This is a genomic window from Pseudooceanicola nitratireducens (assembly GCF_900109195.1).
Taxonomy (GTDB): domain Bacteria; phylum Pseudomonadota; class Alphaproteobacteria; order Rhodobacterales; family Rhodobacteraceae; genus Pseudooceanicola; species Pseudooceanicola nitratireducens.
The window spans coordinates 1-26,816 of sequence record NZ_FNZG01000007.1 but is presented as its reverse complement, the minus strand read 5'-3'; the positions used below and the strand labels follow the sequence as shown (position 1 = coordinate 26,816).

At 62.7% G+C, this 26,816-nt stretch carries 26 protein-coding genes and 2 pseudogenes; 11 read left to right on the top strand and 17 right to left on the bottom strand.

What is annotated here, in order from left to right; all coding sequences use genetic code 11:
- Nucleotides 1-2: 2 nt before the first annotated feature.
- Complete coding sequence (locus tag BMX99_RS17730; protein ID WP_093454929.1) at nucleotides 3-323, top strand: type II toxin-antitoxin system RelE/ParE family toxin; 321 nt, start codon at nucleotides 3-5, stop codon at nucleotides 321-323.
- 14 nt (nucleotides 324-337) lie between these two features.
- Here BMX99_RS17730 and BMX99_RS17725 read toward each other — a convergent pair whose 3' ends face one another.
- Nucleotides 338-565: a hypothetical protein gene (locus BMX99_RS17725; protein ID WP_093454965.1), complete on the bottom strand. Its 228-nt coding sequence runs from the start codon at nucleotides 563-565 to the stop codon at nucleotides 338-340.
- 245 nt (nucleotides 566-810) lie between these two features.
- Between BMX99_RS17725 and BMX99_RS17720 the strand changes: the two genes are divergently transcribed.
- The 5 genes and pseudogenes from BMX99_RS17720 to BMX99_RS17700 form a co-directional block, all read left to right on the top strand.
- Complete coding sequence (locus tag BMX99_RS17720; RefSeq protein ID WP_010138156.1) at nucleotides 811-1,137, top strand: hypothetical protein; 327 nt, start codon at nucleotides 811-813, stop codon at nucleotides 1,135-1,137.
- A complete protein-coding gene (locus BMX99_RS17715) occupies nucleotides 1,094-1,777 on the top strand; it encodes a lytic transglycosylase domain-containing protein (protein ID WP_093454928.1) in 684 nt (227 codons plus the stop codon). Before BMX99_RS17720 ends, BMX99_RS17715 begins: the two co-directional genes overlap by 44 nt.
- Nucleotides 1,774-2,064: a TrbC/VirB2 family protein gene (locus BMX99_RS17710; RefSeq protein WP_054540759.1), complete on the top strand. Its 291-nt coding sequence runs from the start codon at nucleotides 1,774-1,776 to the stop codon at nucleotides 2,062-2,064. The genes BMX99_RS17715 and BMX99_RS17710 overlap by 4 nt, the downstream gene beginning before the upstream one ends.
- Before the next feature lie 9 nt (nucleotides 2,065-2,073).
- Entirely contained in the window at nucleotides 2,074-2,352 is a 279-nt protein-coding gene (locus BMX99_RS17705; RefSeq protein WP_009574151.1) for a VirB3 family type IV secretion system protein, read from the top strand.
- A pseudogene (locus tag BMX99_RS17700) lies at nucleotides 2,342-3,775 on the top strand (VirB4 family type IV secretion/conjugal transfer ATPase); the annotation flags it as partial. The gene BMX99_RS17705 and the pseudogene BMX99_RS17700, both read left to right, overlap by 11 nt.
- Before the next feature lie 425 nt (nucleotides 3,776-4,200).
- Here the strand turns inward: BMX99_RS17700 and BMX99_RS17690 are convergent.
- The 8 genes from BMX99_RS17690 to BMX99_RS17655 all read right to left on the bottom strand — a co-directional run bounded on the left by BMX99_RS17690 (nucleotide 4,201) and on the right by BMX99_RS17655 (nucleotide 12,722).
- On the bottom strand, nucleotides 4,201-4,902 hold the full coding sequence (locus BMX99_RS17690; RefSeq protein WP_038070015.1) for a VIT1/CCC1 transporter family protein: 702 nt from the start codon (nucleotides 4,900-4,902) through the stop codon (nucleotides 4,201-4,203).
- Nucleotides 4,899-6,806, bottom strand: coding sequence for a heavy metal translocating P-type ATPase (locus tag BMX99_RS17685; RefSeq protein WP_093454927.1), 1,908 nt, complete (start codon nucleotides 6,804-6,806; stop codon nucleotides 4,899-4,901). Before BMX99_RS17685 ends, BMX99_RS17690 begins: the two co-directional genes overlap by 4 nt.
- A gap of 5 nt (nucleotides 6,807-6,811) precedes the next feature.
- Nucleotides 6,812-7,792 carry an FAD:protein FMN transferase gene (locus BMX99_RS17680; RefSeq protein WP_093454926.1) on the bottom strand — a complete coding sequence of 327 codons (981 nt, stop codon included), beginning with the start codon at nucleotides 7,790-7,792 and terminating at the stop codon, nucleotides 6,812-6,814.
- The gene (locus BMX99_RS17675; protein ID WP_093454925.1) at nucleotides 7,773-9,980 is read right to left on the bottom strand and encodes a PepSY domain-containing protein; all 2,208 of its coding nucleotides are present in this window, start codon (nucleotides 9,978-9,980) and stop codon (nucleotides 7,773-7,775) included. Before BMX99_RS17675 ends, BMX99_RS17680 begins: the two co-directional genes overlap by 20 nt.
- An 11-nt stretch (nucleotides 9,981-9,991) precedes the next feature.
- The gene (locus tag BMX99_RS17670; RefSeq protein ID WP_093454924.1) at nucleotides 9,992-10,462 is read right to left on the bottom strand and encodes a DUF2271 domain-containing protein; all 471 of its coding nucleotides are present in this window, start codon (nucleotides 10,460-10,462) and stop codon (nucleotides 9,992-9,994) included.
- Nucleotides 10,463-10,500: 38 nt separating this feature from the next.
- Nucleotides 10,501-10,881, bottom strand: a complete 381-nt coding sequence (locus tag BMX99_RS17665) for a PepSY domain-containing protein (RefSeq protein WP_054540791.1) — start codon at nucleotides 10,879-10,881, stop codon at nucleotides 10,501-10,503.
- Nucleotides 10,882-11,062: 181 nt separating this feature from the next.
- Nucleotides 11,063-12,448, bottom strand: a complete 1,386-nt coding sequence (locus BMX99_RS17660) for a ferredoxin reductase family protein (protein ID WP_093454923.1) — start codon at nucleotides 12,446-12,448, stop codon at nucleotides 11,063-11,065.
- Nucleotides 12,405-12,722 carry a PepSY domain-containing protein gene (locus tag BMX99_RS17655; protein ID WP_038068680.1) on the bottom strand — a complete coding sequence of 106 codons (318 nt, stop codon included), beginning with the start codon at nucleotides 12,720-12,722 and terminating at the stop codon, nucleotides 12,405-12,407. Before BMX99_RS17655 ends, BMX99_RS17660 begins: the two co-directional genes overlap by 44 nt.
- 145 nt (nucleotides 12,723-12,867) lie before the next feature.
- On the opposite strand from BMX99_RS17655, the gene BMX99_RS17650 reads away from it, so the two are divergent.
- Both BMX99_RS17650 and BMX99_RS17645 read left to right on the top strand, forming a co-directional pair.
- Complete coding sequence (locus tag BMX99_RS17650) at nucleotides 12,868-13,527, top strand: response regulator transcription factor (protein WP_038068681.1); 660 nt, start codon at nucleotides 12,868-12,870, stop codon at nucleotides 13,525-13,527.
- A complete protein-coding gene (locus BMX99_RS17645; RefSeq protein WP_093454922.1) occupies nucleotides 13,524-14,861 on the top strand; it encodes an ATP-binding protein in 1,338 nt (445 codons plus the stop codon). The genes BMX99_RS17650 and BMX99_RS17645 overlap by 4 nt, the downstream gene beginning before the upstream one ends.
- Before the next feature lie 366 nt (nucleotides 14,862-15,227).
- Here BMX99_RS17645 and BMX99_RS19775 read toward each other — a convergent pair whose 3' ends face one another.
- The 7 genes from BMX99_RS19775 to BMX99_RS17615 form a co-directional block, all read right to left on the bottom strand.
- Nucleotides 15,228-15,392 carry a hypothetical protein gene (locus tag BMX99_RS19775; protein WP_009574204.1) on the bottom strand — a complete coding sequence of 55 codons (165 nt, stop codon included), beginning with the start codon at nucleotides 15,390-15,392 and terminating at the stop codon, nucleotides 15,228-15,230.
- A gap of 403 nt (nucleotides 15,393-15,795) precedes the next feature.
- Entirely contained in the window at nucleotides 15,796-16,269 is a 474-nt protein-coding gene (locus tag BMX99_RS17640) for a hypothetical protein (RefSeq protein ID WP_093454921.1), read from the bottom strand.
- A 99-nt stretch (nucleotides 16,270-16,368) separates the two neighbouring features.
- A complete protein-coding gene (locus tag BMX99_RS17635; RefSeq protein ID WP_093454920.1) occupies nucleotides 16,369-18,537 on the bottom strand; it encodes a ParB/RepB/Spo0J family partition protein in 2,169 nt (722 codons plus the stop codon).
- Nucleotides 18,538-18,643: 106 nt separating this feature from the next.
- Complete coding sequence (gene repC, locus BMX99_RS17630; RefSeq protein WP_058249037.1) at nucleotides 18,644-19,699, bottom strand: plasmid replication protein RepC; 1,056 nt, start codon at nucleotides 19,697-19,699, stop codon at nucleotides 18,644-18,646.
- Nucleotides 19,700-19,939: 240 nt separating this feature from the next.
- Nucleotides 19,940-20,908 (bottom strand): plasmid partitioning protein RepB, encoded by a 969-nt coding sequence (gene repB, locus BMX99_RS17625; RefSeq protein ID WP_244525677.1) that lies wholly within the window; start codon nucleotides 20,906-20,908, stop codon nucleotides 19,940-19,942.
- Nucleotides 20,908-22,107, bottom strand: coding sequence for a plasmid partitioning protein RepA (gene repA, locus BMX99_RS17620; RefSeq protein WP_028288490.1), 1,200 nt, complete (start codon nucleotides 22,105-22,107; stop codon nucleotides 20,908-20,910). Before repA ends, repB begins: the two co-directional genes overlap by 1 nt.
- A 366-nt stretch (nucleotides 22,108-22,473) precedes the next feature.
- Nucleotides 22,474-23,355 (bottom strand): recombinase family protein, encoded by an 882-nt coding sequence (locus tag BMX99_RS17615; RefSeq protein ID WP_008335982.1) that lies wholly within the window; start codon nucleotides 23,353-23,355, stop codon nucleotides 22,474-22,476.
- Nucleotides 23,356-23,581: 226 nt separating this feature from the next.
- Between BMX99_RS17615 and BMX99_RS17610 the strand changes: the two genes are divergently transcribed.
- Nucleotides 23,582-24,652 carry a hypothetical protein gene (locus BMX99_RS17610; protein WP_093454918.1) on the top strand — a complete coding sequence of 357 codons (1,071 nt, stop codon included), beginning with the start codon at nucleotides 23,582-23,584 and terminating at the stop codon, nucleotides 24,650-24,652.
- A 531-nt stretch (nucleotides 24,653-25,183) separates the two neighbouring features.
- The gene (locus BMX99_RS17605; RefSeq protein ID WP_093454917.1) at nucleotides 25,184-25,846 is read left to right on the top strand and encodes a L,D-transpeptidase; all 663 of its coding nucleotides are present in this window, start codon (nucleotides 25,184-25,186) and stop codon (nucleotides 25,844-25,846) included.
- A 45-nt stretch (nucleotides 25,847-25,891) separates the two neighbouring features.
- Here BMX99_RS17605 and BMX99_RS17600 read toward each other — a convergent pair whose 3' ends face one another.
- Nucleotides 25,892-26,176 carry a hypothetical protein gene (locus BMX99_RS17600; RefSeq protein ID WP_093454916.1) on the bottom strand — a complete coding sequence of 95 codons (285 nt, stop codon included), beginning with the start codon at nucleotides 26,174-26,176 and terminating at the stop codon, nucleotides 25,892-25,894.
- Between the two features lie 181 nt (nucleotides 26,177-26,357).
- On the opposite strand from BMX99_RS17600, the pseudogene BMX99_RS17595 reads away from it, so the two are divergent.
- A pseudogene (locus BMX99_RS17595) lies at nucleotides 26,358-26,816 on the top strand (heavy metal translocating P-type ATPase); the annotation flags it as partial.

The window sequence follows — 26,816 nt, the reverse complement described above, 5'->3', positions numbered from 1 at the left end:
GAATGACGATTCGGCTTTCCGGACAGGCCAAGTCTGACCTAGAAGAGATACGCACCTACACCGTCGAGACCTGGGGAAGGGACCAATGGCTCGTCTATTACCGCCAGTTGGTCACCGCCTTCGAGCGGATCACTGGGGATCCCGACGCGGGCCGGGACAGGAGTCTCTTTGTCCCGGGGATGCGGTCCGTCAATTGCCAGCGACACGTGATCTTCTACAAGCGGCTCGATCCGGCGGATGGCGCGGCAGTCATCCTGCGCATCGTGCATCAGCGCCGCAACATGCCCGCACTCGTCTACTACGAGGATCTCGACGGCGGTTAAGCCCATGCGGTTGCTCAGTCCAATAGCTCGATCAGTCTTCCATAGTCTTCACTGACCTCGCGCGCCTCCTGAAACGCCCGTTGGCGCTCGGCATCAAGACAGCGGAAGTATTCCTGAATGTCGGCAATGTAGCCCTCGAAATCAGAACGCAGCAGATCGGCATAGGCACGAACGTCTTCTCGCGACTGAGGCAAGAACGGTCGTTCGGGAGGTACGCAATCTGCTGCCGCGGCTATCGGCATGCTTCCAAGCAGGAACGCGAACAGCAACGGTGCGTTGCGCGCAATAAACAACCGCAGGGCAAAACTCCTTTGCCGCCTTTAAGATTATCATTCTGTCGGCTATCACCGTTATCGGAGCAAGGCGAACTTCGTCAACACGTTATTATTGTCTTGCTATCATTAATGTTGTTTTGTATCGCTCACGGTGTTGCGACCCCGTGGGCCTGATACTGCACCCAGGCAGAACAAGGACCCAAGGGAAGGCCATGATAGAAGAAGCCCCGAATGTGGTTACAGAAGACGGACTGCGCGGCTTGCTCGCCGAGGGCTACCTCATTGAGGTGGTCTGCAAGGAGCGAGCGGAGAAGCGCCATAACAGCTGGTACGGCTCGTGGGTCATCCGCGCCGTCGCCACTGATGGGCGTGACGATAAAATGCTCGTCACCAGCCGAAGCGTCCTCAAGCTCCGCGACTTCAAAACCATCGTTGGTCTTGTCAGTTTCCTGGCCGACATGGGCTGTACAACCGCTAGCATCCCACTTGAAGAAGGTGGCCGCGAGCGCCACGCCGCGCCTCCGGTCAAAGGCAGCTGACCGCGCGACTGCGCTCGTCGTTGCTTTGGGTACAGGCGTTTGTTCCGCGCCCCCGGCCCTGGCCGACGGCTTCATCTTCTCGGTTGGCCCAGACGGCCAATTGATTTCCACTTCTCAAGAGGCAAACGGGCGCCTTTTTCTCTTCGCAGAACCTCGCGTTCCTGACGCCACTGTCGAGACAGCGATCCCGGCTCGATCTGCCGCCCGCGCCACCCCAGAAATCCTCCATGCGATCGAGACCACGGCTCTACGGTATGCCGGGCATGGTGCACTGCGTCGCGCAGGGCTTTCCGTCACTGATTGGGCGCTCCTTTACCGAGCCAACATCGAAGTCGAGAGCGCATACAATCCCGCAGCAAGTAGCCCTGTCGGTGCCATAGGCCTTGGGCAGCTTATGCCGGATACCGCCCGCGATCTCGGCGTGGACCCACATGACATTGCGCAGAACCTCGACGGATCAGCCCGCTACCTGCTGATGATGCTCGACCAGTTCGGCGAAGGCTCTCTGGCCCTTGCGGCCTACAACGCTGGTCCGGAGGCGGTCACGCGCCACGGCGGCGTCCCCCCTTTTCGAGAAACCCAAGGGCATGTGGCCCGTGTGACTGCCGTGTTTGAGCGGCTCAGAGGAGATCTTTCATGACATCGAGACCTTCGATCGTCGCGCTCGGCGCGATGGCCCTTATCGTGCTAGCGGGTCCAGCGCTTGCACAGAGCATCGACCTCTCGCCGGTACAGACCCTGCTTCAAGGAATTGTCGATGCGATCACCGGTCCCTTGGGGATCGTGATTGGCACGCTCGCACTGATCGGGGTGTTCCTTTCCTGGCTCTTTGGCATCCTCGACTTTCGTCAGGCGCTCTGGGTCGTGGTTGCAATCGCCGGCATCGCCGCAGCACCCACCATCGTCGCCGCCATCTGGACCACCTGAGCTAAATACATGGCTGACCAGTCCCGCGTGTTCATCGGCCTTCTCAGGCCACCCAAGCTGATGGGCTTGCCGATCATGTACGCCATGGTCTGGCTCTTCGGCTCGACGCTTCTGTTCCTCTGGGTGCAGAGCTGGGTGGTGGCTGTGTTCGCGGGGCTAGCCTGGCCGGCGCTCTGGAAGGCCGCAGACTGGGATCCGAACTTCCTCGATGTCCTGGTGATCACCCTGCAGGAAACCCCGCCCACGACGAACCGCAAGCTGCACGGAGGCGACAGCTATGCCCCGTGATGGAATTGCCGATGAGGTTGAGAACGCCATCGATCCGCTGACCGCGCTACCCGCATGGGTCAAGGGCGAGAAGCGGCTCTCAATGATGCTGCCTTATGTGAGCCTCGTGAACGACCGAACGATCCGGACACGCGGCAACGAACTGATGCAGTGCATCCGCCTCGAAGGGGTGAACAGCACCACGAGCGAGGACGGGCATCTCGACCGGATCGGAGGGTTGCTGGCTGGCATCGTCGCGCAGGTGGGGACGGAGTTCTCCTTCTACCTGCACAAGGTGTCGAAAGCGGTCGATGTGACCCTGCCGCCCGTTCCGGGCGAAGGGTTTGCGGCTGCCGTCGATCAACGCTGGCGCGCGCATCTGGGTCAATCTGGCTTGCGCGACAAGACGCTGACCCTGACCGTGCTCAAGCGCCCCGAGGCGAGCAGCCGTCTGCCCTTCGGTCTGGGGGCGTCTCGCGCGCGACATGTGGCGGACACGACCCGCCGCTTGCGCAAGCTCGACGAGGTTGTGGGGTTTCTGCTGTCGTCCTTCGATGAGCTGAAGCCCCGCCTGCTGGCCGCAAGCACCGGCGAGCTTCTGGGCTTCCTCGGTTCACTCAACACAGGCGAGGAGCACCCGCTCTTCCCCCGGTCGCGCCTCGGTGTGATCGCCGAGGACGTAGCAAATACCCGCGTTACCTTCCGCGGCACGACCATCGCACTCTCGGACGGTGCCGTCGGCGACAAGCTCGGGGCGATCTTTGCGGTGAAGAACTACCCCGCCAAGACCGATAGCCTGATGCTCGACGAGTTGAACTTGCCCGTCGACATGGTGGTCACGCACTCTTTTGTGCCGATCAACGCCAACATCATGGCGGGCCGGATCAAGCGGCAGCTGCGGCTGATGCAGGCCGCCAATGACGGAGCCGTCAGTCTCGCCCAGGAACTGGAACTCGCGCAGGACGATCTGGAATCCAAACGCCTGATCTTCGGCGAGCACCACATGACCGTGGCCGTCTATGCCCGCACCCAGACGGCGCTTGACGACATCGCGGCCGAAATCCGCAACATCTCCGCCACTTCCGGGATCAACCTGATCTCGGAAGCCTTCGGGGCGCGCGCGCATTTCATGGCGCAGCATCCCGGCAATACCGGGGCGCGCAGCCGCAAGGCCGCAATCACGAACCACAACTTCGCCGATCTCGCTACCTTCCACCGCACCCCGCTCGGAAAGACTGGGCGAGAGGTGCCGTGGGGCGTGCCGATCACACTCTTCCCGACGCCGGAGCGCAGCGGTTTTCGCTTCAACTTCCACGAACAGGGCGCGCCGGATCGCGAGCCCACGGGAGGCCACACGCTGATCCTCGGCCGTCCCGGCTCTGGCAAATCCGTCCTGGCGGCTTTCCTGATGACCATGGCACGGCGGGCAGGTGCGCGGGTCTTTGCCCCCGGCGGCATTGGCCATGCGCGCGGGAGACCGAACGGGATTAGGGGATTGTCAGTCGAAGGGATGGCCCAGAAGACAGAGAGAGACGGGGAGCCCATGCCAGACCATGTCCCCTTGCCCATCGGGACTGCTTTACCCCAAGCCCAGCACGCCGCTAGCGGCCCAAGTGGCTATCACCGGCTCTCGCCCCCCTGCCCTTCCGTGCTGCGGAATGCAGGGCCTTGCCGCGACGGGCTATCGATACCGGAATATTCAGGACACGGACCGCACCAACGGCTGCTTTCGATCTCGACGTACTGTCGCTCAGCGAGCTGAAGAAAATGCAGAATGACGTCGCCAAAGCGATTGCCACATTCGAAGATCGGCACAAGGTGGAAGCCCGCGCCAACGTGGAAGCTTCCGCCCGAGACCTCGGCTACTCCCTAGCCTACGGCGACCCCGAACAGCGCACCGACTCCAGCGGTCGCCGCCATGGCGAGTGCACCCCAGAGCGTGACCCTTGCAGCACCTCGAATAACACCAGCACCGCCAGCAGAAGCGCCTAATCCACCAAGAACCGCGAGGCCGAGGATCGTCGACACGGCGACCAAGAAAACGATCCGTGCATCCGGGACGACCAGTACGACGATCAAGGGCAGCACCGCACCCACGGCGAAGGTCAGCGCCGACACCAAGGCGGCCTGGATCGGGCGGGCTGTCACGGTCTCGGAGATGCCAAGCTCGTCGCGGGCATGCGATCCGAGCGCGTCACGTTCGGTCAGTTGCACGGCCACCTTTTCGGCAAGGTCTCGGTCCAGCCCTCGCTCGACATAGATTTGGGTAAGTTCTTCGAGTTCGGCCTCGGGTGTTTCCGCCAGTTCGCGGGTCTCGCGCGCAAGGTCAGCGTTTTCCGCGTCAGTCTGGGAACTGACTGAGACGTACTCGCCTGCCGCCATGGACATCGCGCCGGCCACGAGGCCAGCCAGCCCCGCTATAAGGACCTCCGGCTTTCCCGATCCTGCTGCGGCGACGCCGACCACGAGGCTTGCCGTCGACACCAGCCCGTCGTTCGCGCCGAGAACGGCGGCCCGCAGCCAGCCGATGCGATGCACCATGTGGATTTCGGAATGCGAGAGGCGGCTCATGGCGTGGCTCCTTGCGCGATGTCATCCTGCCCGGAGGAGACAGCCTTTGGTTTCGGAATAGTGGGTTCATGGGGCGCGATGCGCAGCGCGCGGAGGGCGTTCAGGATCACTGCAACGTCGATGACCTCCTGCAGGAGCGCCCCCTGCACCGGAGTGAGATAGCCGAAAGCCGCCGCGATCATGCCCATGACCGAAAGGCCGATCCCGGCGACAACGCTTTCGACAGCGATGCGGCGCGCGCCGCGCGCGATCTCGATCCCTGGCCCGAGGCGGTCGATACGGTCGACAAGCAGCACGACATCCGCCGCCTCCGCCGAGGCCGCCGCGCCCCGTGCGCCCATGGCGACGCCCACGTCTGCCGCTGCGAGCGCGGGCGCGTCGTTGACCCCGTCGCCCACCATCATCACCGGGCCGTTCTTGCGCTCGGTGAGAACGAGCAACACTTTCTGGTCCGGTGTCAGCCCGGCCCGCAGACCGTCGAGCCCAAGCCCTTCGGTGACACGCTCGGCCACGTCAGCGCGGTCTCCGGTCGCGAGCAGGATACGCGCGATCCCCTCGCGCCGCAGCCCGTCCAGCATCTGGCCCGCGCCGTCGCGCAGGGGATCGGACATGACGAGATGCCCTACCATGTGCCCGTCGACCGCGACAGCAACGAGGACCGAACCAGCGGCGATGGCGGAATGATCGCCGGGCCGCCGTCCGACGCGGGATGCGACGAAGGCATCCCCGCCGACGATGATCTTCCGGCCTTCGACATAGCCGACGACGCCTTCGCCCGGAATCTCCGCCACGTCTGACGGAACGGGTAGAGAGAAGCCCCGCTCCTTTGCGGCGGCGACGATGGCCTGAGCCACGGGGTGCTTGGACGCTTGGTCGAGCGCGGCAGCCAAGCGCAGTATGTCCTCCTCTGCCATGCCGTCGTGGCTGTCGATTGCAACGATCTGCGGCCGTCCGTCCGTCAGCGTGCCGGTCTTGTCGAGGATCAGCGTGAGGATGCGCGCCATCGTCTCGAGCGGCCCCGCTCCCTTGATCAGCACCCCGAAATGCGCCGCGCGCGACAGGCCTGCGACCAGCGCGACCGGCACGGCCAGGATCAGGGGACATGGCGTTGCGACGACAAGCACGGCGACGGCCCGGATCGGATCGCCGGTGAACCACCATGCCGCGAAGGCGATGCTGACCGTGACGGCCAGAAACCCCAGCGACCAACGGTCGGCCAGTCGCGACATGGGCGCCTTGGAGGCCTGCGCCTCTTCCACCAGCCGGACGATCCCGGCATAGGTGCTGTCCTTGGCCTCGTGAGTTGCGATCAGGTCGAAGGCTTCGCCCGCATTGGTCGATCCGCTCATGGCCTCGGCGCCGTAACGGAGCCGGACGGGCAGGGATTCCCCCGTCAGCGCCGAGGTATCGACGAAGGCCGTCTCTGAGCTCAAGGTGCCATCCACCGGCACCACGTCGCCCTGCCGGATCAGAAGGCGGTCGCCGGGCGCAATTTCGTTCAGCGGCACTTCCTCCAGCCCGCCATTCCGGTGTCTTGTCGCGGTCCGGGGCACACGGGACAGCAGGTCGTGCATTTCACGGCGGGCACGCCCTTCCGCGAAGGCTTCGAGGAAGGTGCCGCCGGAATACATTACGGCGACCACCGCCGCGGCGAGGGTCTCGCCGAAGACGAGCGCCGCCGACATGGAGAGCGCGGCGACAATATCGAGGCCCACTTCGCCGGAACGCAGGCTGCGCAGGATCTCGACCACGAGCGCGGCGAGCGCGGGAACGACGCCCGCGATCCAGACCGCGTTCGCGACGTCGGGTTCGCCGGAAAAGTAGACCGCAAGACCAACAAGCAGGCCGGCCACGGCACCGAGCAGGATAGCGGTCTTCAAGCGATCGGCTCGGGTCGTTTCCATGCGGCTCATCTCCTCTTGGCTGAGGCGATTGCTGTTGGTTTTTCGGAAAATACTCGTCCGACTCCCACGCCTCTTACGCTGGCCTCATCATCGCGCAAGAGGAACAGGGCGTCGAGGCCGCTTTGTCTTGCAAGCGTCACGCCCTTGTCCTCCCCAAGCACCATGAGGGCCGTCGCCCACGCGTCGGCTTCGGCACAGCTGCGGGCAACGACAGTGACGGAGGCCGGCGATGCGATCAGCGGCGCACCGCGCCTCGGGTCCATTGTGTGCGACAGGCGTCGTCCCCGAACCTCGACCCAGTGGCGATAATCGCCGGAGGTGGCGACGGCGGCATCCTGCAGCGCGAGGATCGAATGCGGCGTCCGGCGATCGGCGTCCGGCGCCTCGACCGCGATGGTCCAGGCCTCGCCGTCCGGCCGGAGGCCCATTGCACGCATCTCGCCATCGATCCCGACGAGGGCATCGGAAATCCCATGATCGCGCAGCGTCTCGGCGAGCCGGTCGACGCCATAGCCTTTGGCGATGCCGTTGAGGTCGAGCTTCAGGACTGCGGCCTTGCGCACGCGGGCGTCGTCCATCTCCAGAACCTCATGTGCCCGGCGGCGCGAGGTTTCCATAGCGGCGCGGATGCCATCCGGCGCGGCGGCCTCCGGTCCGAAGCCCCAGGCCGTCACCGCATCGCCCATGCCGATATCGAAGGCTCCGCCCGAGGCGCGCCCTATCTCGAGGCCGAGGCGCAGGACCGCAGCCAGTTGCGCGGGCACCGCCACCCATTCTCCCACCGGCGCCGCGTTGAGCCGCATCACGTCGCTGTCCGGCTTCCATGTGGACATCTGTCCGTCCACCTCGTCGACGGCCGCCTGCAGCGCGGTGCGGATCGGGGCCGGGTCGAACTCCGGCTCCGCGAAGAACAGCGCTGACCAGCGCGTGCCCATGGTCGCCCCGTTCAGGGCGTGCCTCGTCAGCTCAGTAGACATCTTCGACATACCGCCCCTCCGCCTTCAGGGCCGCCGGCGTCAGCCCGGTTGGTGCGAGGATCTCGACCAGCGCCTCGGCCACACCGGCGGCCATGTCCCGTCCGCCGCAGACCATCACGCGCGCCCCATTGCGGATGAGCTCCGCGACCTGAGTGGCCTCGCCGCGCAGCACGTCCTGGACGTAATGGGGACGCGCCCCGCGCGAGACGGCCGTGACCAGCCGGCTTACACGCCCTTCGTCCTGCCATCCGGGGAACTCCTCGCCGTAGAAGAAATCGCTGTCGGGATGGCGCATGCCGAAGAACAGGTGGATCGGCCTGCGGCGCGTATTGCCGCGCACAAGGCCCGCTAGCGGCCCGATGCCGGTCCCTGCGCCGATCAGGATCAGGGGCGCCCGGCTTCGGCCCGGACGGAAGCCGGGGTTGGGGCGCAAGAAGGCGCTCACCGTGTCGCCAGGTTCCAGCGCTGTGAGCTGACCCGAGCAGAGGCCGCCGGGATGCTTCTTGACCACGATCTCGATGAAGCCGTCGCGGCACCCAGAGGCGAGCGAATAGAGCCGCGGGACGGTCCCGCCTTCGGGAAGAATGCCGATCAGGTCACCCGCCTGGAACCGGGCGAACCCGCCCCCGAGCAACCGTTGCCAGAGCGCAACGCGGGGAAGCGCGAAGCGGAGGATGGCGGTCGGGGCCTGCACCTCGGCGCCGTAGTCGCGGCGCGAGACGAGAGTCAGGGTGGTCGTTTTCGGCTGGACAGGCCGGTGCGACAATTCGAGGTCGATCCCGAGCGCGTCTCCAAGTGCCCGGCCCCAGCGGGCGAAATCCTGCGGCGATTGCCCGTCGATTGTGTCGAGCGGCAGAAGCTCGGGCCAACCCTTCGCCTGCGCCGCTGCCGCGACGTCCCTTGCGAAGGCGCAATAGGCCGGAAAGCTGCGGTCGCCGAAGCCGAGCACCGCCAAAGGAATGTCCGGCACGCGGTCGGTTGCGTTCAGCCGGTCGAGGAAGCCCTTCGCCGAGGCCGGCGCCGCCCCGTCGCCATAGGTCGCCGCGAGCAGAATGATCCGCTGGGCGTTGGTGTAGCGTTCGGGGGCGAAGCCCGACATCGGGGCGACATGGACGCTCTGCCCGGCCCGCGTCATTGCGGCGTGAAGCGTCGCGGCAAAGCCCCATGTGCTGCCGCCCTCGCTCCCGACGAGCAGGACCGTCTCAGCGCGCCCCGCGGGCTGGTTGCCCCGGATGCGCGGCCGACCGCGCCGCCCGGCCAGCCAGACCAGCACGCCGGTCGCGCCCATTGCGGGTACGCCGAGCGCCATGAGCCCCAGCACGAGGCCAAGCGTCGCCGCACCCTGTCCGGTGTGCAGCATGTAGATGGTCTCCGACAGGCGCTCCCATCCCGTTAGATCGGCCCAGGCCAGGAGGGCCCCGTCGCCCTGATCGAGATATCCGGTTCCGCGGTCCGTCTTGAGTGTGAAGACGTCCGTCGCATCGCCGGGATAGGGAAAGCTCAGCTCGCGCAACTCGGCGACGGGCGTCTGCTGCAGCGTGGCCATCCGGTCCAGCGCAAACTCCGTCTCTCCGCTCACCTTGGTCGGCATGGCCGGGATAGCGCCTCCGTCCGGCAGAAGATCGAACGTGGAGCCCGTCATCCAGAGTGCGGTCGTGGAGGACAGGACGAGGCCGACGACTGCAATCCGTGCGATCTCGGCGTGCAGCCGCCCGGCAAGCGGTCCGCGCAGGCGCGCGAACCAGCGTCGCCAGCCGCCCACCCGCCGCGCGACCAGCGTCGCGCCGGAGAGCGAGAGGATCAGCATCGCGGCCGCCCCTGCGGCCATGGCGATGCGGCCGCCGTCCCCGAGGAACAGCGAGCGGTGCAGGTTGGTGAGCCAGCGTTCGGCCTGGTTCGGGTCGGCCGAGGCTACGCCCTCACCCGTCGCAGGGTCGATCACGGCGGCACCCGGCGCGCCCTGATCGAACCAGTAGGCGGTGATCCGACCTGAGGGCGACCGGCGGATCTGCTCGACGCCCGGATAGACCGTCTGGATGCGGTCCGCGAGGGCGGCGACCGTGAGCCCGGTCTCCGGCTGCGGGGCGGCAAGCCGTTCGGCCGCAGGGAAGACCGACAGAGCCGCGCCGCTCAGGCTCAGGATGGTGACGAGCGCGAGGGCCAGAAGACCCGGCCAGCGATGGAGTGCACGGATCATGGCCCCGCTCCTCACATGTCGTAGGCGAAGCTGGCGATGTACCGGCGCCCGCGCACCGGCGTGCCCGCGCCATCGGTCGTGAGCGGCACCGCCACCTCGTTCGGACTGTCGCGCATGTCCTCGACGGCCGCGTCGATGTGGAGCGTGTAGCCCGCGTCGAAGAGCGCGTCGGCGAGGTCGAGCGTGATCTCGAGCGTGCGGCCCGCGCCGACGCTGGCGCCGGTGATTCCGTTCACCTGCGCGGTGTCGCCGCCGGTGGCGCGGTACCAATCGCTGAGGTGCTCGTAGTACTTGGACTTGCCGCCAGCCATCCAGAGACTGCCGACATAGGCGCCCGAGGTGTCGGTGACGTAGAGCGCGAGATAGGCCCCGTCGCCGCCGTAATTGTTGAGGGTCGTGGTGAGCGTCCCCGGCCGCGCCATGGCGAGGCCGGGGAGCGTCAGCGCGGTGGTGAGCGCGAGCGTTGCGAGAAGCGATTTCATCGGGTTGATCCTTGTTCGGAGAGGAGCTTGAGAGCGGTTCAGTTCACCTGAACCTGCGGCGGGGTGCCGTTCCCGAAGAGGCCGTTCTGCGGAGGGGCGACCGTGCCGGCGGGCGCGGGATTGCGGGCGCCGCCACGGTCGTCGTCCTCATCCTCGTAATCCATCTCGACGATCTGCAACGTCGCCGGATCGAGCTTCACCTCGATCTCCCGGCCATCCTGATCTCGGCCCTCGATCTCGTAGCAGCCATCGTCGATCTCGAAGTCGCGCACGGTCCAGCCGTTTTGCTCAGCCAGCTGCATCGCGGCCTCGCGCGGCTGCCACTGGTCACGGGGCACGCGGCACTCGTCGTCGTCGGCCAGGGCGGCGCCAGCGGGCAACAGGGCGATCAGGGCGAAGGCGGTCAGGGTCTTCTTCATGGCAGGGTCTCCTTGTCATCTGCTGAGGACAATCTGGAGACAGGACCTGAGGCCTTCCTGACGCGTCGGCGATTCCCGCTTCAGCTTGCCGTCAGGAAAATGGCCCCGCCGATGAGGGCGGGGCCAAAAAGGTGCGAGCGCAGGCCACAGGGCTGACATGGCGATGCGCCCTGCCCCGCGGTTAAGCGAATTCGAACTGCTCGAAACGGACACGGCGAGGCGTTTGACCTTGCGCTTTCAAGCCCTTGAGGACCCCGTCCTTCAGGCCGGTTGGGCCACAGAACCACAGATCGGCTTGCCGGACTGCGAAAGGGGTGGCGCTGATCAGCCGCTCAGCCGTGAGCCTGCCATCGCGCGCCGTGACGACCACCTCGAAACTGAATCTCGGATTGCGGGCGGCCGCAGCGCGCAGCGTCTCCAACCCGATCGCCTCGTCTTGCGTCCGAACACAGTGGACAAGGTGAATGTCGCGCCTTTCCGCCTCCGTCAGGCTTTCCGCCCAGGCGAGGAACGGCGTGATGCCAATGCCGCCGGCCAGCCAGATCTGGCGCACGCCGCCCTTGCGGAAATCGAAGCGGCCATAGGGGCCCTCAACCTGCACGCGCGTTCCGGTCCGCAAGGTTGCGGGAAGGCTCCGTGTCCAGCCACCCAGAGCCCGGATGGAGAACGTCATAGTGCCATCAGGGCGCGGGGAACTGGCGATCGTGAACGGGTGCGGCTCGGACAGTCCAGCTTCCGGCGCTCGAACGAAAGCGAATTGCCCGGGCCGCCACCGCATGGCCCGGCCTCTGGGGGTGAGCGTCAAGGTGGTCGTGTCACCGGTCTGCCTGATCTGGCTGACGGTGAAGTCTCTACGCCGTAGGTGCGGAGCGAGCAACTCGGTGAAGATCCAGGCGACCACTCCGGCGATGCCGAAAGCATTCAGCACCAACATGAATGTCGGGTCTACCCCAGCAGGCATGTCGACAAAAAACTGGTGAAACACCACGATTGCAAAAAGGGCTCCCATGAAACGATGGCTGAACCGCCAGAGCTGATAGGGAATCTCGAGCCCGATGAAGGGCAATCTCCGGAACCAGCTGACAGCAACCAGGGCGAGAAGCGCGTTGAAGGCAAGTTCGCCCGCCTCTTCACCTAGGTCCCCAAGGGAGGTTTCACGCACCAAACGCTCGAAATCCGGCTCTATCTGCTGGTGCAGTATCATCAGGACCATCGCGGAAATGCCGAGCCATTTGTGGACCCGGTACATTCGATCGAGACCGCCGAACAATGGTTCCACCAGTGGCGGCCGTGCGGCGAGGATCAAGGTCTGTGCCATCGCGACAACTGCCGCGGCCCCGACGGCAATACCAAATGCTGCATCCGCACCATAAGGCGCATAGGTGTTCATCCCGAACAGAGCCGCCAGCAGGCATGGCAGCGCCACCAGCACCGGGCCCGTCAGGGCCAGAGGAGAGTTGAGGGAAAGCCGAGGGAGTGTGGGAAGGCCCGGCGCAGAGACATTACCATCACGATGCGCCGTATCAGTCATCGTCGCGTCTCTCGTGATCGCGGTCGCGACGATCATCATCGTCGTCCTCAAACTCGAACTCGATTACTTCCAACGTCGCCGGGTGGACCGTCACCTCGATCGCACGCCCTTGGGCATCCCGGCCGTCAATTTCGTAGCAGCCATCGTCGATCTTGATGCGGCGCACCGCCCAGCCATTTTCCTCGGCAAGACGGGCAACCGCGTCGCGCGGCTGCCAATCAGCCATCGGAACGAAGCAGTCGTCGTCAGCCAGCGCCGCGCCGGCCGGGAAGACCGCGAGAAAGCCGATAATTGTCAATGTCTTCTTCATGGGGCACACTCCTAGTGGCTCGCCTCTTGATGCACTTCATGCGCTGCGAAACTGACGACAGCCTGAACGGGCGCGACCCACAGGCTTCAGCTTCGTGTCAGCCAGACGGATCATGCAGGGACATCAGACAAGAACGGGTACGACCATGCGCATATTGCTGATCGAAGACGACACGACCCTCGGCGCTGCCGTGCGCGACCAGATCGCAGCCGATGGCCAGTCAGTGGATTGGGTTACGCGGTTGGATGCGGCAAGCGATGCCATGGCTGCTACGTCCTACGACTTAATCCTGCTCGACCTGATGCTGCCGGACGGGCGTGGCATCGGGTTCCTCAAGGTTTTGCGCACGCGGGGCGACGTGACGCCGGTCATCATTCTTACCGCACTCGACCAAGTGTCGGACCGCATCGAAGGCCTCAACGCGGGCGCAGACGACTACCTTGTGAAGCCTTTCGACCTGTCGGAACTGTCGGCGCGGATCGGATCGGTCGCGCGGCGCTACAGCGGCAACCCCAACCCGATCCTGACCCACGGACCGCTCGACATCGACCTTGCTGCGCGCAGCGTCCATCGGGATGGCAGACATGTGCCGCTGACGGCGCGGGAATGGGCGCTCTTCGAAGCCTTCCTCGCGCGCCCCGGGCAGCTCCTGTCCAAGGCGCAGTTGGAGGAGAAGCTCTACGCCTTCGACGCCGAGGTCGAGAGCAACACCATCGAGGTCCATGTCAGCCGCCTGCGGAAGAAACTGGGGAGCGCAATCATCGAAACCGAGCGCGGCATGGGCTACCGCCTGGGCAGGCCATGAGGTGGCCCGCAAGCCTTCAGGCGCGGCTCGGCCTATCAGTGGGGCTGGTGCTGACGGTGCTGTGGCTGCTCGCTGCGACGGTGACGGCCGTGATCGTCCGGGCCGAAATGGACGAGGTCTTCGACAGCGCGCTCCGTGAGACAGCGGAGCGGATCCTGCCGCTGGCAGTAACCGACATCGTCGGGCGGGAAGATCAGGGTGTGACCCAGCGGCTCGCCCCGATCCGTGCGCACGACGAGTTCTTCACCTATCTCGTGCGCGATGCCGAAGGCCGCGTCCTGCTGCAATCGCATGCGGCGGACCCCACCGTGTTCCCCTCCTATGACGGGCCCGGGTTTCGCCAGACCACGACGCACCGTCTCTACAGCGATGCGGCGCTTCAAGGCACGATCCGCATCACCGTGGCCGAGCCGCTGGCTCATCGCATGTCGGTGGCTCGCGAAATCCAGATGGGTCTCGGCCTGCCCTTGCTGATCGTGCTTCCAGTGGCCTTGATCGCGATCATCCTGGCAGTTCGCTTCAGCCTTGATCCTCTGCGCCGGTTCCGTGCGCGGCTGGACGCACGTGGCGCTCTCGACCTTTCGCAGGTTCCTCACGAGGGGCTTCCAACCGAAATCGGCCCGCTGGCTGACACCCTGAACAGCCTGCTGGCCAGATTGCGCGAAGCGTTCGAGGCCGAGCGAAGCTTTGCTGCGAATGCCGCTCACGAGCTACGCACACCACTCGCGGGAGCGATCGCGCAGGCGCAGAGGCTTAGGTCAGAAACCAAGGACCGAGCGGCTGCACAACGTGCGACCGACATCGAGGAGACGCTGAAAAGGCTGACGCGACGCACAGAACGCATGATGCAACTGGCGCGGGCAGAAGGCGGGCGATTGAGGATGGACAAAAGCTCGGATCTGAGGGGCGTTGCGAGAATTGTGGTGGACGATATTGGCCGCACGGGCACGCCAGATCGTATCAGGCTAAATCTTCCCGACATGGCTGTCATGTCATATCTTGATCCCGACGCCTTCGCCATTCTGTGCCGGAACCTCGTGGAAAACGCTCTTCGTCATGGGGGACAGACTACCCCGGTCGACGTCACGCTGACCGCATCTGGCCAGTTCACCGTGGCAAATGACGGCCCTGTCGTGCCAGGCGAAACACTCGACCGGCTGACAGCGCGTTTCGAGCGGGCCTCTGCCACCTCCGACGGCAGCGGCCTGGGTCTTGCCATCGTCGCCGCAATCGCAGAGCGGATCAGCAGCCGCCTTGTCCTTCAATCGCCGCGGCCGGGCCGGACCACAGGTTTTCAAGTATCGCTCAGGTTGCCGGTAGACGGCAGCGAGTGACAGCGACATCCACTTTGGTTCCCAAAGGGCCAAATGCAGCTTCGGGATCAAGATCATCAGGGCCTGGCCTGGCGCGTCGGTTACCGTGCTATGCAGCGTGACGCTCGGAAAGGCAGCGCACAGCGCCAGCAGCCTGTTCGGAATGGACCCCGCGCTGATGAACGTCATGTAACCAGCGCTCACCATGGGGGTGACCGCTGTTTCCAGCATATAGGGATGATCGACGAAAAGGCTTCCCGAACATGGTAGAAGCAGACTGTCGGAAGCGATTGTTAGCCGACTGACTATCCCCGGTCACGGGGACATTACTAGGCCCAAGTGCACACCTGTGCCACGCCTGGGCCCTCGGGAAGTGAGGCTAAAGCCTCACCCGAAGGGATCGTATTCCGAGACGATCACGACCTCGTCGCCGTCGATTTCATCGGCGGGGACGGCGCCATAGGTTCCATCACCGGCCTGGAAGACGACGATCGAGACCATGAGCGTGGCGGCGAGGGAGGCGGCGAAGGCGTGTGCGTCTTTGCGGGACATCTGTTTGGCTCCTGTCTTGGAGGCGGAGGACCATCCCCCGCGCGACAGGACCCCGCAGGCCCGAAGACTGGCTGACATCACCGGGTGCGTTCGGCCCGAAAAAGTGAAACGGGGCCGAATCCACCCGGCGGCACGGGCTCGCCCGTAGTCCGACCCCTCGCGGGTTGATCTCGAAGACGGGATTCGGGGCAAGGAAGGGAATGGCGAGCGGGGGATGGTGCGACCGCTGATTGGAGCCGGGTGTCCCGCTGATGCTTTCGCTGCCAGCCTCCCGGGCAGGCTTATCGTGGAAGACCTCCTTCCGTGTTGGATTGGATCCTATGGTGCCCCGCGATCTCGCGGGAGAGGGACGTGATGGGTGAGAGGCCAGCGCTTGGGCAGGCCCCTTGGGCTCGTAATGGGCTCAGGCGGCAAGCTCCGCGCCCCCTGCCCTGCCAGCGTCTTCTTCGCCGACGATCTCCAGCCGCGCATTGCGATAGCTTTCCCTGGCGATCCAGAGTTCGGCAGCCGTGACGGACTCGGCCAGATGCAACAGCTCCGTGCAGCCGCCGAAATCCAGCACGACGCGCACCTGTCCGGGCTTCGGCTCCTCAGCCACTTCGAATGTCAACGCACTGTCAGCCGAATGAGTCCGCATGATGGTGACAAGAATGACCCCGTCCGAAGAGAAGTTCCCCTCGTGCAGCGTGAACGACGCCGGCGCCGTCCAGGTCGGATAGGGTCGCGGCGGCTCCTTCTTGACGAGACGGCCGACGCCGTTCGAGCGCTCCCAGGCCGCGAGCTTCTTTGTGAACCGGGCGGGCGGTTTCGTTGTGCTATCGGTGTAGCGAATGAGCGCGCCCAGGGGCGCGGTTTCGAGAATGGTGGTTGGAGACATGATTCCTCATCCTGAATGCGTCATTTTGCATTCATCTTATTGATATTGTTGCATTTTATGTGATTGAGCGCAGGTTTCCCCGCCCTCGGATGGAGCGGATCACTCCGCGGCCATCATCGACGCATCATCACCCGGCAGGTCAGCGGTGAGGAAGGCGGGCAGATCGACATCCTCGGACAACTCGGTGTCGGGAACGTCACCAGACGCCCCCTGCCCTTCTTCACCTTCGAGTGCCGCCAGATCGTGACGGCGAAGCACCTCCGGCAACCAGCCGCTGCCCTTCAGAAGGCGCTCGGCCTCGGTCGCCATCTCGGCCTTCTTCAGGTGATCGAGGAGCTGCGCCGTCCCCTCCCCTTTTGCCTCGCGCACGGCTTCAAGGATCCGGGCCTTGGGCACGCGGTTCAGGTAGGTATCGGCCGTCGGCTCCCAGCCAGCCTCGACCATATCGAGATCGACTGCCTGTGCAAGCAAGTCGGCCTGCGCCATCCGTCGGGTCAGACCACTGGCGGAGATACCGGCACCGTAGGGGTTCACCTTCTCGTGGAGCGCGTTGATCCCGAAGCTAAGGCAATGCGCGAGCAAGGACAGCCGGCTCACCTGATCGAGGGAGGTCAGGTATTCCCAGAGAGCGGCATCGTCGCCAAGCGGAAGGTCGGCCTCCCACTCCGCGTGGCGATCGTCCACCAGCTTGGCAACCACGCTGTCCTTCAGATCGCTGGCCTGCGCCGACATGTAGACGTGACGCACCGATGCCTCGCAGCACCCGCCTGAAGCGCTCGACATCCGGAAAGTGTCGTTGACGAGCTTCAGGAGCAGCAGCGTCAGCGCGATGTCGGGAGAACGCCCGACAGCTTCGCGCAATGCCAAGGTGCGGTACGCCGTCAGCTCCATGACCAGCCGCTCGGGCAAGGGCTTCAAGGCACCATCGTCTTCTTCGTCCGACAGACCCGCCCCGAGCGCTTGACCAGCAGAGGTGATCACCGTGCCATGGCCGATACCATCCACGTTGCTCGTCGCCGAAAGCTCAGCGCCCTGCCTGTCTGCCGCCTGTTCACCGCTGTGGACGTCGGCCTCTGTCCGAGGTTCATCCTCCGGCCGCACAAAGCCCCGATAGACGGAAAGCTCGCCAGAGCGATCAAGCGTCACAAAGGCCCCTGCCCGCGCGATCTCCTCCGCGTCGAAGATCAGCGGCCGCCTCTCGAGCTTCTCCATCGCGACTTCGAGTTCGCCAAGGCGGGCGTCGGTCTCTTCAGGGAATTCGTCCTGGCCCTCGTACTCCTCTTCGAACGCCCGGTATTCGGCGAGCAGCTTGGCATGGGCCGCGCCTTCGTCATCCGACATCGGCGCCGGATTACCGTTGAGCCGTCGCAGGCCGTGGCTGTAGCCATAGGGCAGGTCGAGCGAGACCTCGATCCATTTCCAACCTTCGGTCGCGATGGCTTCGGCTTCAGCCTGAAGCTTCTCGCTGACCAGGCGATCGAGCAGGGCAGGGTCTTCCAGCCATCCGCCGTCGTCGCCCTGGAAGAGGTCGTGCAACATGGTGCCGCCCGCCGCCTCGTAGGCCTCGACGCCGACAAAGACGGCGCGCCGGTCAGAGGCCCGCACGGAGGTTTCCGTCAGCATGCGCCGGATCTGATAGGGCTCCTTGTTCCAGGACGACTTGATCGCCTCCCAGACCTGAATCTGACGCTCGTGATCCGGATTGACGGTGAAGGCCATCAGCTGCTCCAGCGTCATTTCATCCTCGGCATAAAGTTCGAGCAGGGCAGGGGCCACGGCAGCGAGTTTCAGGCGCTGTTTGACCACCTGCGGCGTGACGAAGAACGCGGCCGCTATCTCTTCATCGCCTTGGCCCTTCTCCCGAAGCGCAACGAAGGCGCGGAACTGGTCGAGCGGGTGCAGGGCTGCACGCTGCATGTTCTCAGCGAGCGAGTCGTCTTCGGCGAGGATCGCGGAAGTGGCATCCCGCACGATGCAGGGAATGGGCGTGGTCTTGGCCAAGCGTTTCTGCTTCACCAGGAGAGACAGGGCCTGGAAGCGCCGACCGCCAGCGGGGATTTCGAACTTGCCGGTCTCGGAACCATCATCCGCCAGAACGGGTCGAACGCTCAGGCTCTGCAGCAACCCGCGGCGGGCGATGTCTTCGGCCAGTTCCTCGATGGAGATGCCGGCCTTGATGCGCCGGACGTTGGACTGGCTCAGCATGAGTTTGTCGATGGGAATGTCCCGGGACGGGGACAGGGTGACTTTCTGGGCAGATTTCGCCATCAGATCTTCTCCGCGACGGGCGCCGGAAGCCACTCTCCCGATCTCACTTCCCGTCACCCCTTTCACAGCCCATCTCTACCTCTCGACATGTCCACCGCGGTGGACATCACGCAGTTGCTGCCCCAGAACGAGAAAGCCTTTCCAACAACAGTGATGGGTTGAAGTCAGTTTCTCTGCGACCGAGCGTGATGCTGTGGAAATACGCTCCAAAGTCTCGGATGCGATTGCTCATCTGGAGAATTATGAAGATGGCGCATGATGCTTTTTGAGAGCCTATCTTCTTAGCAGCCTTTTCGAAGGTGCTTTCGTGGATTCCCATCATTGGAGCGAGCGTTCTCGCGTGGCTTTCGACATCGTGCCAGTTCCTAAGTGAGTTCGTTGCGAACGATGTAGCCTGGTCACAAACGGTTGTGAGCGTTTGCAGGGGAGGTGTTTGGCTGTTGGTCCCGCTTTCTAAATCTTTTTGTTCTTTTTTAGACTTAGAATGGTGGCGGACAGTTTGCCCGTCATTGGCGGGCAGTTTCATTGTTTCTGGTGCGTCCACCGCGGTGGACATCTGTTTGCATTGAGCCTCCAGTTCGCCGAGCAAAGTACGATACTCCGCGATCGAGAGCTTCCTCCGAAGAACTCGGCGTACCTGATGAGTGAGTTCGTTCTCGGGGTCAGCTTCGTCGATCTGAGCAAGTTTGGTTAGGATTTGCTTTCGCAAAAACACGCGATCCCGACGAGCGTTTTCCATCGCTTGGGCTGTCGCAAGTAGTTCGCCGGCACGCGCGAGCAACGGAGCCAGCGACAACCCATAGCTAATGGACTGACCTTCGGAGGACTTCACTCGGTATCTCTTGCGATTTGGGCTGTCGTGGCGCTTCATGAAACCGAGTTCAACAAAGCGATCGATGTGCCTACGGAGGGTTCGTTCATCGATCCCGCCAACTCGACGGCAGATCTCGTCGTTGGAAGCGAAGACTGTGTCTCCATGCCGAGGCTTGAGAAAGCTCAGCATCGCTTGGAGCGTTTGAACATGTCCTGGACGGAGACCGAACAGGCTGCGAGTATCTCTGAGCGCGCGGAAGACTGCCCAGATGTCGGTTTCAGGTGTTGACGTGGCGGGGGTGCCCTTGCCGACGCCAAAGGTCTGAACGGAAAGCTTTGTGAATGCCATGTTTGTTGAACGACGACCGTTGCGGCCCACAACTTCCCCGGCTCTTCCCGCTGTTTTTGGCGAGAAAAGGCAACAAAAAGACGTCCACCGAATCGGTGACTCTTGACCGGTATGTCGGAGATTGCTACATCACAGGTGCTAATCAGATGATGAGGGCTCTCCGGGGGAAACCTTGGGGGGCTCTTTTCTTTTTGGTCTTCGCCTTTCTCCTCTGCTCGTGTTTTTGGTTATGACCGGGGATCAGCTCCCCGAGCCTCTCTCATTCTGCCATTGTTCAAAAAGCTGTCGCAGCGTGGTTTCCGCGCGCTCTTCGAGCCATTGGCCGAATTCCGGGTTGTCCTTGCGGGTGATCTTGATAGCGATCGACTTGCCATCGACTGAAAGTGTGCCGACAGGGCTACCACTATTGTCCTTTACCACGGTCGTTTGGCCACGGGCGCTTTGGTCGGCTGCGCCACGCGCCTTGCTGGAGCAAGCAACATAGACGGCTTGAAACTTGTCCGAGCTTGGAGTGGTGTCAGGCAGAGAGGCAAGTGTCTCACGCGCAATGTCGACAAGCGGAACCTTCTCTGAAAGTGCAGCAAGATCACCCCATTGGCGTCGACCTACGCCATGAGCCGGGCCGATAAGCCGGACAAGTTCGTCAGGCAGCTGCTCGATGACTACACGATGGTTCGACACACCTTGCCGGGTGAGGCCTAGGGCGTCCTGAATGACGCCAGGCTTGTAACCGGCCTCCTGCATCTCTTTGATAAAAAGAGATTTTTCAATGAAGGACGGATCCAGCCGCAGGTTGTTTTCCTGACCTTGCGCGATCAGAGAAGCATCATCATCGAGCGTTCGAACGATCGCTTTGACGGTTCCACCAACTCTTCGAATGGCTGCAAGTCTGCGACGCCCGTAGATGATGCGGTATCGATCCGGTTGGTCAGAGGGGCGAACCATGATCGGCACTTGCTGACCATGCTTGCGAATGCTTTCGGCGAGATCTTCAATGCTACTATCTTCCAGGATCAGGCGATCCCGGAGGCCATCCATATCGATCCGGTCGGGTTCGATATCTCGGATTGAGTTGGCAGTGATTTCCCGGAGAGAGTCCCGCAATCCGCCAACCGAGCCAGGTAGCTTCGAGGATTTGACCGGGGCAGGGGAGGGGGCTGCCAACTCTTTCTCGTCTTTCGGTGGCTGGTTGAAGATATTTCGAGCCATCAGCGACGCCCCCATGCCATTTGGATTGTCTGCTCCAGCTCATCGGCAACGCTGTTCACGCTGGTCAAAGCCCGATCAATGGTCTTCCGAATGAGCTGGCTCGGGTCTACCTCATAGATGGTTTGCTGAGTCATGCCGGCGTCAGAAATGGCTGTCGACTTCAGCATCGGTTCAGTCATGACTTGGCCCGCAAGGATTGAACGTAGGTACCCGGCCATTTGCGTTTGTGGTCCGTCCGACGGCTCGTAGCGTGTGATCAGGAACTTTACGAAGTCCCAAGTGACATGTCGTCCAATCGCCTCTTCGACGGCTTTGACCGTTTCCGAAGCGAGTTTGAGGAACTGGCTCATCGAAGCGATGTCGAGCATGCCGGGGACGACCGTCACAAGTAAGCCCGTGGACGCTGCCAATGCTGTCAATGTCAGGAAGCCCAACTGCGGAGGGCAATCGATCAGCACGATGTCATAGTCTGAGTCGACTTCCTCTAGCGCCAGAGCAAGACGCTCTGCAAAAATCGGCTGAACCCTGCGCGCAAGGGCATTCGCTGTCTCGGTTTCGTACTCGGACAACATCAAGCCAGCCGGGACCATGTCGAGCTTGTGGAAGTATGTTTTCTGGATGACCTCCGAGAGCGGAACCTGATCATCGTATCTCAATGCGTCGTAGATTGTGCCGCCTTCGGCGAATTCGAGCTCAGGCCGGAAGCCGAAAAATGTCGTCAAACTGGCCTGCGGGTCGAGGTCCAGAACAAGCACGCGGTAGCCACGCAGGGCATACCTGTGTGCCAAATGGATTGTCGCTGTTGTCTTCGAGCTGCCGCCTTTGAAATTCACGACCGAAATGACCTGAAGACGGTCACCGTCTCGGCGGCCAGGTCTGTACGCGTCAGCATTTTTGCCTGTCCGCGCCAAAATGTTGCGGAGGTCGTCAACTTCTTCGGCCGTGTAGAACCTATGACCGCGACCGTCAGTGTGAACTTCTGGGAAGCTGCCATCTTTGTGGCGGTTGCGCAGGTTCGACGTACTAACGCGCAGCAACTCGGCGACCTCGGTCGAGCTGAAGCGGCGCAAGGACTTGCGTTCTTCTGGCTCGAACGCAACTTTCATCTGCCGGTCAAGCGACTCAGCAAGACTGTCTGCGAATGCTCCGATGTCAGAAGAGCCTATGCCTTGCGCGTAGCCCGTATTTCGATCATCCATGTTCTGCCGCCTCTCATGGCCTTTGCTAAGGCTCTTTGTCGTTCTGACGGTTAAAGCCACGTCTGACGCGTTTTGCCGTCAGAATGGAAATGCCACGAACATCTGAGTCCGGCAAGAAGAATCTAGATGTAGTGCAAAAGTTATCCACAGCATCAATTTGGCCGCGCGGGGCCCGCGCTATATAACGCATTGATTCCTAACGATAAAGGCCGCGTCTGGCGAAGCCGATACCCTTCGAGATATTTTCTGCTCGCGCGAACTAACCCCAAGGCTTTGTTGGATATTTACGTGGTTTTCGTCCAGTTGAGGCGATGATTCTGTAAGATTTTGGCCGAGTGACAGGAGTAGTTTGCCGACCATCGCCGCCTACAAAAGGCCGAGACGCTCTGCCCGCTCCAGCAGCATTCTGACTGAGGAAGGCTGCCAGCTGGTGCGACCGCGAGGGGTGCGCTCACGCATGGATTCCAGTCGGTCGCAGATTGCCTGCAAGGTGATCTCGGGGTCAGCACCTTTGATTGCGGCGACAATCGCAGGCAGGCGATCGTCGGTTTCGCGACGACCGGCGCGCCCAAGCACTTCAGCCGGCAGGAATCCGTCCGCCACGTATGCCTTCACGGCGCGGAGCAGGCGGCTTTGCGTCCAGCGCCGATCATGGGGCAGGGGGCCATTGATGATCCGCAGCACGTCTTCCCAAGCCATATCGGGGCGCAGGCGGCGCACATGGGGCACCCAATCCTGCGCGGTCTCGTTGAGGCGCTCCATGTAGCCATCCTGCCGCGCCAGCCGTACCTTGCGCAGCGCTTCAGGGTCCTTGGCGCGAAGACCTGGGTTGCCGCCGACGCGGCCCTTTGAGCGTGCCGAGGCAAGTCCGGCTTTGGTACGCTCGCGGATCAGAGCGCGTTCGAACTCAGCCGCAGCGCCCAGAACCTGCAACGTGAACTTGCCCTGGGGCGAGGCAGTGTCGATCGGGTCCTGGAGCGAGCGGAAGAACGCCCCCTTGCCCTCCAGTCTTTCGATCACCTCAAGCAAGTGCGACAGAGACCGCGCAAGCCGGTCGATCCGCACGACGACCAGCGTGTCGCCCTTGCCAATCCGCTCCAGCACACGTGCAAGCACCGGCCGCGCCCGATTGCCACCTGAGGCGTGCTCTTCAAAGATCTCTGCGCAACCCGCAGATTGAAGGGCCTCGGACTGGGGCAGGGGGGTTTGATCCTCTGTGGATACGCGCGCATAGCCTATCAGGGGCATGGAAAAGAGCCGTTTGCAATTTAAGATATCGCTAATAAACGACCGTTTGTAAACAAATGCAAGTAGGTGCTCTCTCGTCGTGCTCGTCCAAAAACCTTTGGTTTCCTTGCGCTGAAAGCGATCTGAGAGGTTTCACCTGCAGTCGCGCGCTCGTACTATATAAAGGGCGCAGGCAGCGGCCACGAAAACGCCTGGGCAATGTGCAAAAAATCAGTATTTTGCACACATGGTGACGCAAGCCTCTTCTTTGACTGATGATTACGACGACCCCCTTATCACCATCGAGGAGGATGAAGAGGCTCACGAAGACGATCTCTGGTTTCTACCTAGGTCACTTGAAGAAGAACCGGATGATTTGCCTCCAGGGCCACGGGCGGAACCGCCCGACACTGCTGTCGTCGAAGACTGGGCAAAAGCAGAAGGCGTTCACGCTGCGCGACTGGCAAGAGTGGCTGGACGCCTGGGAGCTCTGGATGACCGGCTGCTGCGTGGCCCGGAAGGCTGGCGGCATCGCCTCGCTCTTATCGAGGCAGCGGATCTCAGCTGGTTCGCAGGGGATCGGGTGAGTTCTGATCGTCTGGCGCTCTGGATATCGATGCGGCTGTCAGGTGCACAGGATGACCCAAATGCACTGGCAAGAGTTGGATGGGCTGTTCGGCGCCTAACAGGCGGTCCTGGACCGAAAGCTGACTTGGCCGCCTTCCTGGATCGCCGCGATCCCGAGAACATTGAAGACAGCGCTGAGCGTTTCGAGGATCGCGCGGGTGGGTGGCTGGACGTCATGGCAGCCGCAAAGGGTCTCCACCCGATCACGCGGGCGTGCATGGGGTATCACCTGTGGAGCTTGGCGGGCCTCGGACGCCACGGCGACCAGATCGAAGCTGCCGTCACCGCGTCCAGGATCGCGACCAGCGATGGAAGCGGTGCCATCTTCGCGCCGCTCGCTATGGCCGGGGCCGGGGGGCTGCGCGTTTCGGGCTTGCCACCCGAGCGTTTGGCCCGCTGGTTGGATGGGATGAACAGCGCAATTCTAACGGCGATGCGAACACTTGATGATATTGAAGTGTGGATCGGGCGGGCAGAAAACGTCATGGCGCAATTATCTGGCCGCACGCCGGTTGCCTTGCGAAAGGTTTTCACGGAATGGCCCTTGGTCTCCGCCCCGATGGCTGAGGCCATGACCGGAGCCAGCCGCGCCGCCGTTCAGCGCAATCTCGCATGGATGGAGGCAAGCGGTTTGATCCGCGAGGTGACGGGGCACGGGAGGTATCGCATGTGGAAAGCTGACCTAATATAGGTCATTTGTCGAGGCTGACACCGGCTTGACCTGGCACGCTTTAGTGCCGCCCCAGATGATCGTTTAAGCCACTTTCCGTTCGAATGCGACAAGGCTTTTCCAGCCCAAAGCGTTCGTTAGCCATTCGTCTCACGTTTTTGTGACAATTGATCGCTTGAAGCTCCAGTGGGTGAAGGTTGTAACGGGGCGAAATAACGGAATGAGAGCCGGAGCCAGAGATGGCATCGTAGCATTTGCGAGTGGCGTAAGTTCCCTGTGCCGTGACGTTCCCGATCTCATGGTCGCGATATCGAAGCCGCTGTGCCTAAATTTCCAGACAATCTGCGACTTAACGAATTGTCGCTGCGCAACTTCGGACCAGGTATCGTGCGAGCAGTTTTCTCCTCCCTAGCAAACTGGAAACTGCAAGGATCGCATGTTTACTTACGAAAATTTGCCCTTGAACCTCTAGCCACTAGAAGTCCTATCTGTTCAAGGAGAACACATACCGTTCTTGCCATCAATCGCCGGTGAGAACCGAAAGGGTACGAAATGCTGACAAGACGACACTTCATTCAGACAACAACGGCGCTTTTTTCGGTGACCGGTCCCGGTATGGCTTTTGCCGACACTTGGCCCACCGAGGCTCAGAAGGCTGAATGGGACGCACAGGTGACGCCTCAGGGTTATGTTGCCGAGACTTCCAACCCATGGGGATTGCACCTGCGGTTCCTGCCGCAACGAGTCGTCGCGAAGGACGGTCTCGTGCCGGGAGATATCCATGTCGATGCGGTCGCGCGATATCTCTACCACATTGAAGAGGGTGGAACCGCGATGCGCTACGGCGTGGCGATCGCGCGGGGCAACCTCTACGAGCCAGGTGTCTATACCATCAAGCGCAAGGTCAGGTGGCCGCACTGGACGCCAACACAAAACATGATCGAACGCGATCCCGTGAACGCACAATGGGCCGATGGGATGGAACCAGGGCCGGAAAACGCTCTCGGATCACGGGCACTCTATCTCTATGTCGGGGATCGCGACACCTATCTCCGGATCCACGGCACACCCTACCCGAGAAGCATCGGCGGTCGCGCGAGTTCAGGCTGCGTGCGGATGGTCATGGCCCACATCAACGATCTCTATCCGAATGTAGAACTCGGCTCTACAGCTCACCTGTATTCGGCAGAGGACAGCGTCACAGCCCGCAGCTGAGGGAGCGCTCGGTCGGCCAACGTGCCTGCGGTCCGTCGATCGATCTCAGGTTGGGCGCGCGGCGCAGATCGGGTTGCCGTTCGCTGTTCGCAGAGGGAGCAAGGTCACCTCCACCGGGCCGCTGTGCTCGTACCAATAGCAGCCGTCTTCCGGCCTGAGGCGGGCGGTCGATATATTCTGATCGGGCGCCGCCATTGCCACCACGCTCTCAGGCACATTCCCGATCGCATTCGCCGGGTCGCTACTGCCACTTGGAGCAATGGCGCATCCAGCGAGGAGCGACAGCGCCGTCGCAACCATCATTTTTTGCTTCAGCATCGAACCCCGCATCGAGCTTCCTTTCGTTTCTGGTTTTCCTTCGATCGGTTCTCATGCCTCAAGGGGTGAACGAGCCGGTCATCAAACCGTGTAGCAATAAAACAATCTGAAATACCACCGTATTTTGCTCTTGAAGCTCTAGCCACTGTAGGGGCTATGTCATGGTAAAGCACCCGAATCCAGAGGTCCATTCATGCCGTCCGACACCCATCGTCACGACCACGATCACGCCGAAGATGCCCAGACAAGCGGCGGCAGCTGCTGCGGGGTCGCCGGAACGTGCGGCGACATCGTTCCGGCGACCCCCGCGCCAGCGGGCGGGCGCAGTTTTCAGGTGTCCGGCCTCGATTGCGCCGAGGAGGTAGCAATCCTAAACAAGGTGGTCGGCCCGAAGATCGGCGGGGCCGAACATCTTGCGTTCGACGTGATCAATGGACGGATGACTATCCTCGACAGCGCCAAGAGTGTATCGGACGGCGAAATTGCAGAACTGGTCGCAAGCACCGGCATGACCGCCAAGCCCTGGGATGCCGAAAACGCGTCGGTCGACCAGGCGGCCCATCTTGCACGCCAGCGGCTGTTTACGGCGCTCAGTGGTGGCTTCTGGGCCGCGGGATTTCTGTGGCACATCATCGAGACCGGCATGGGGGGG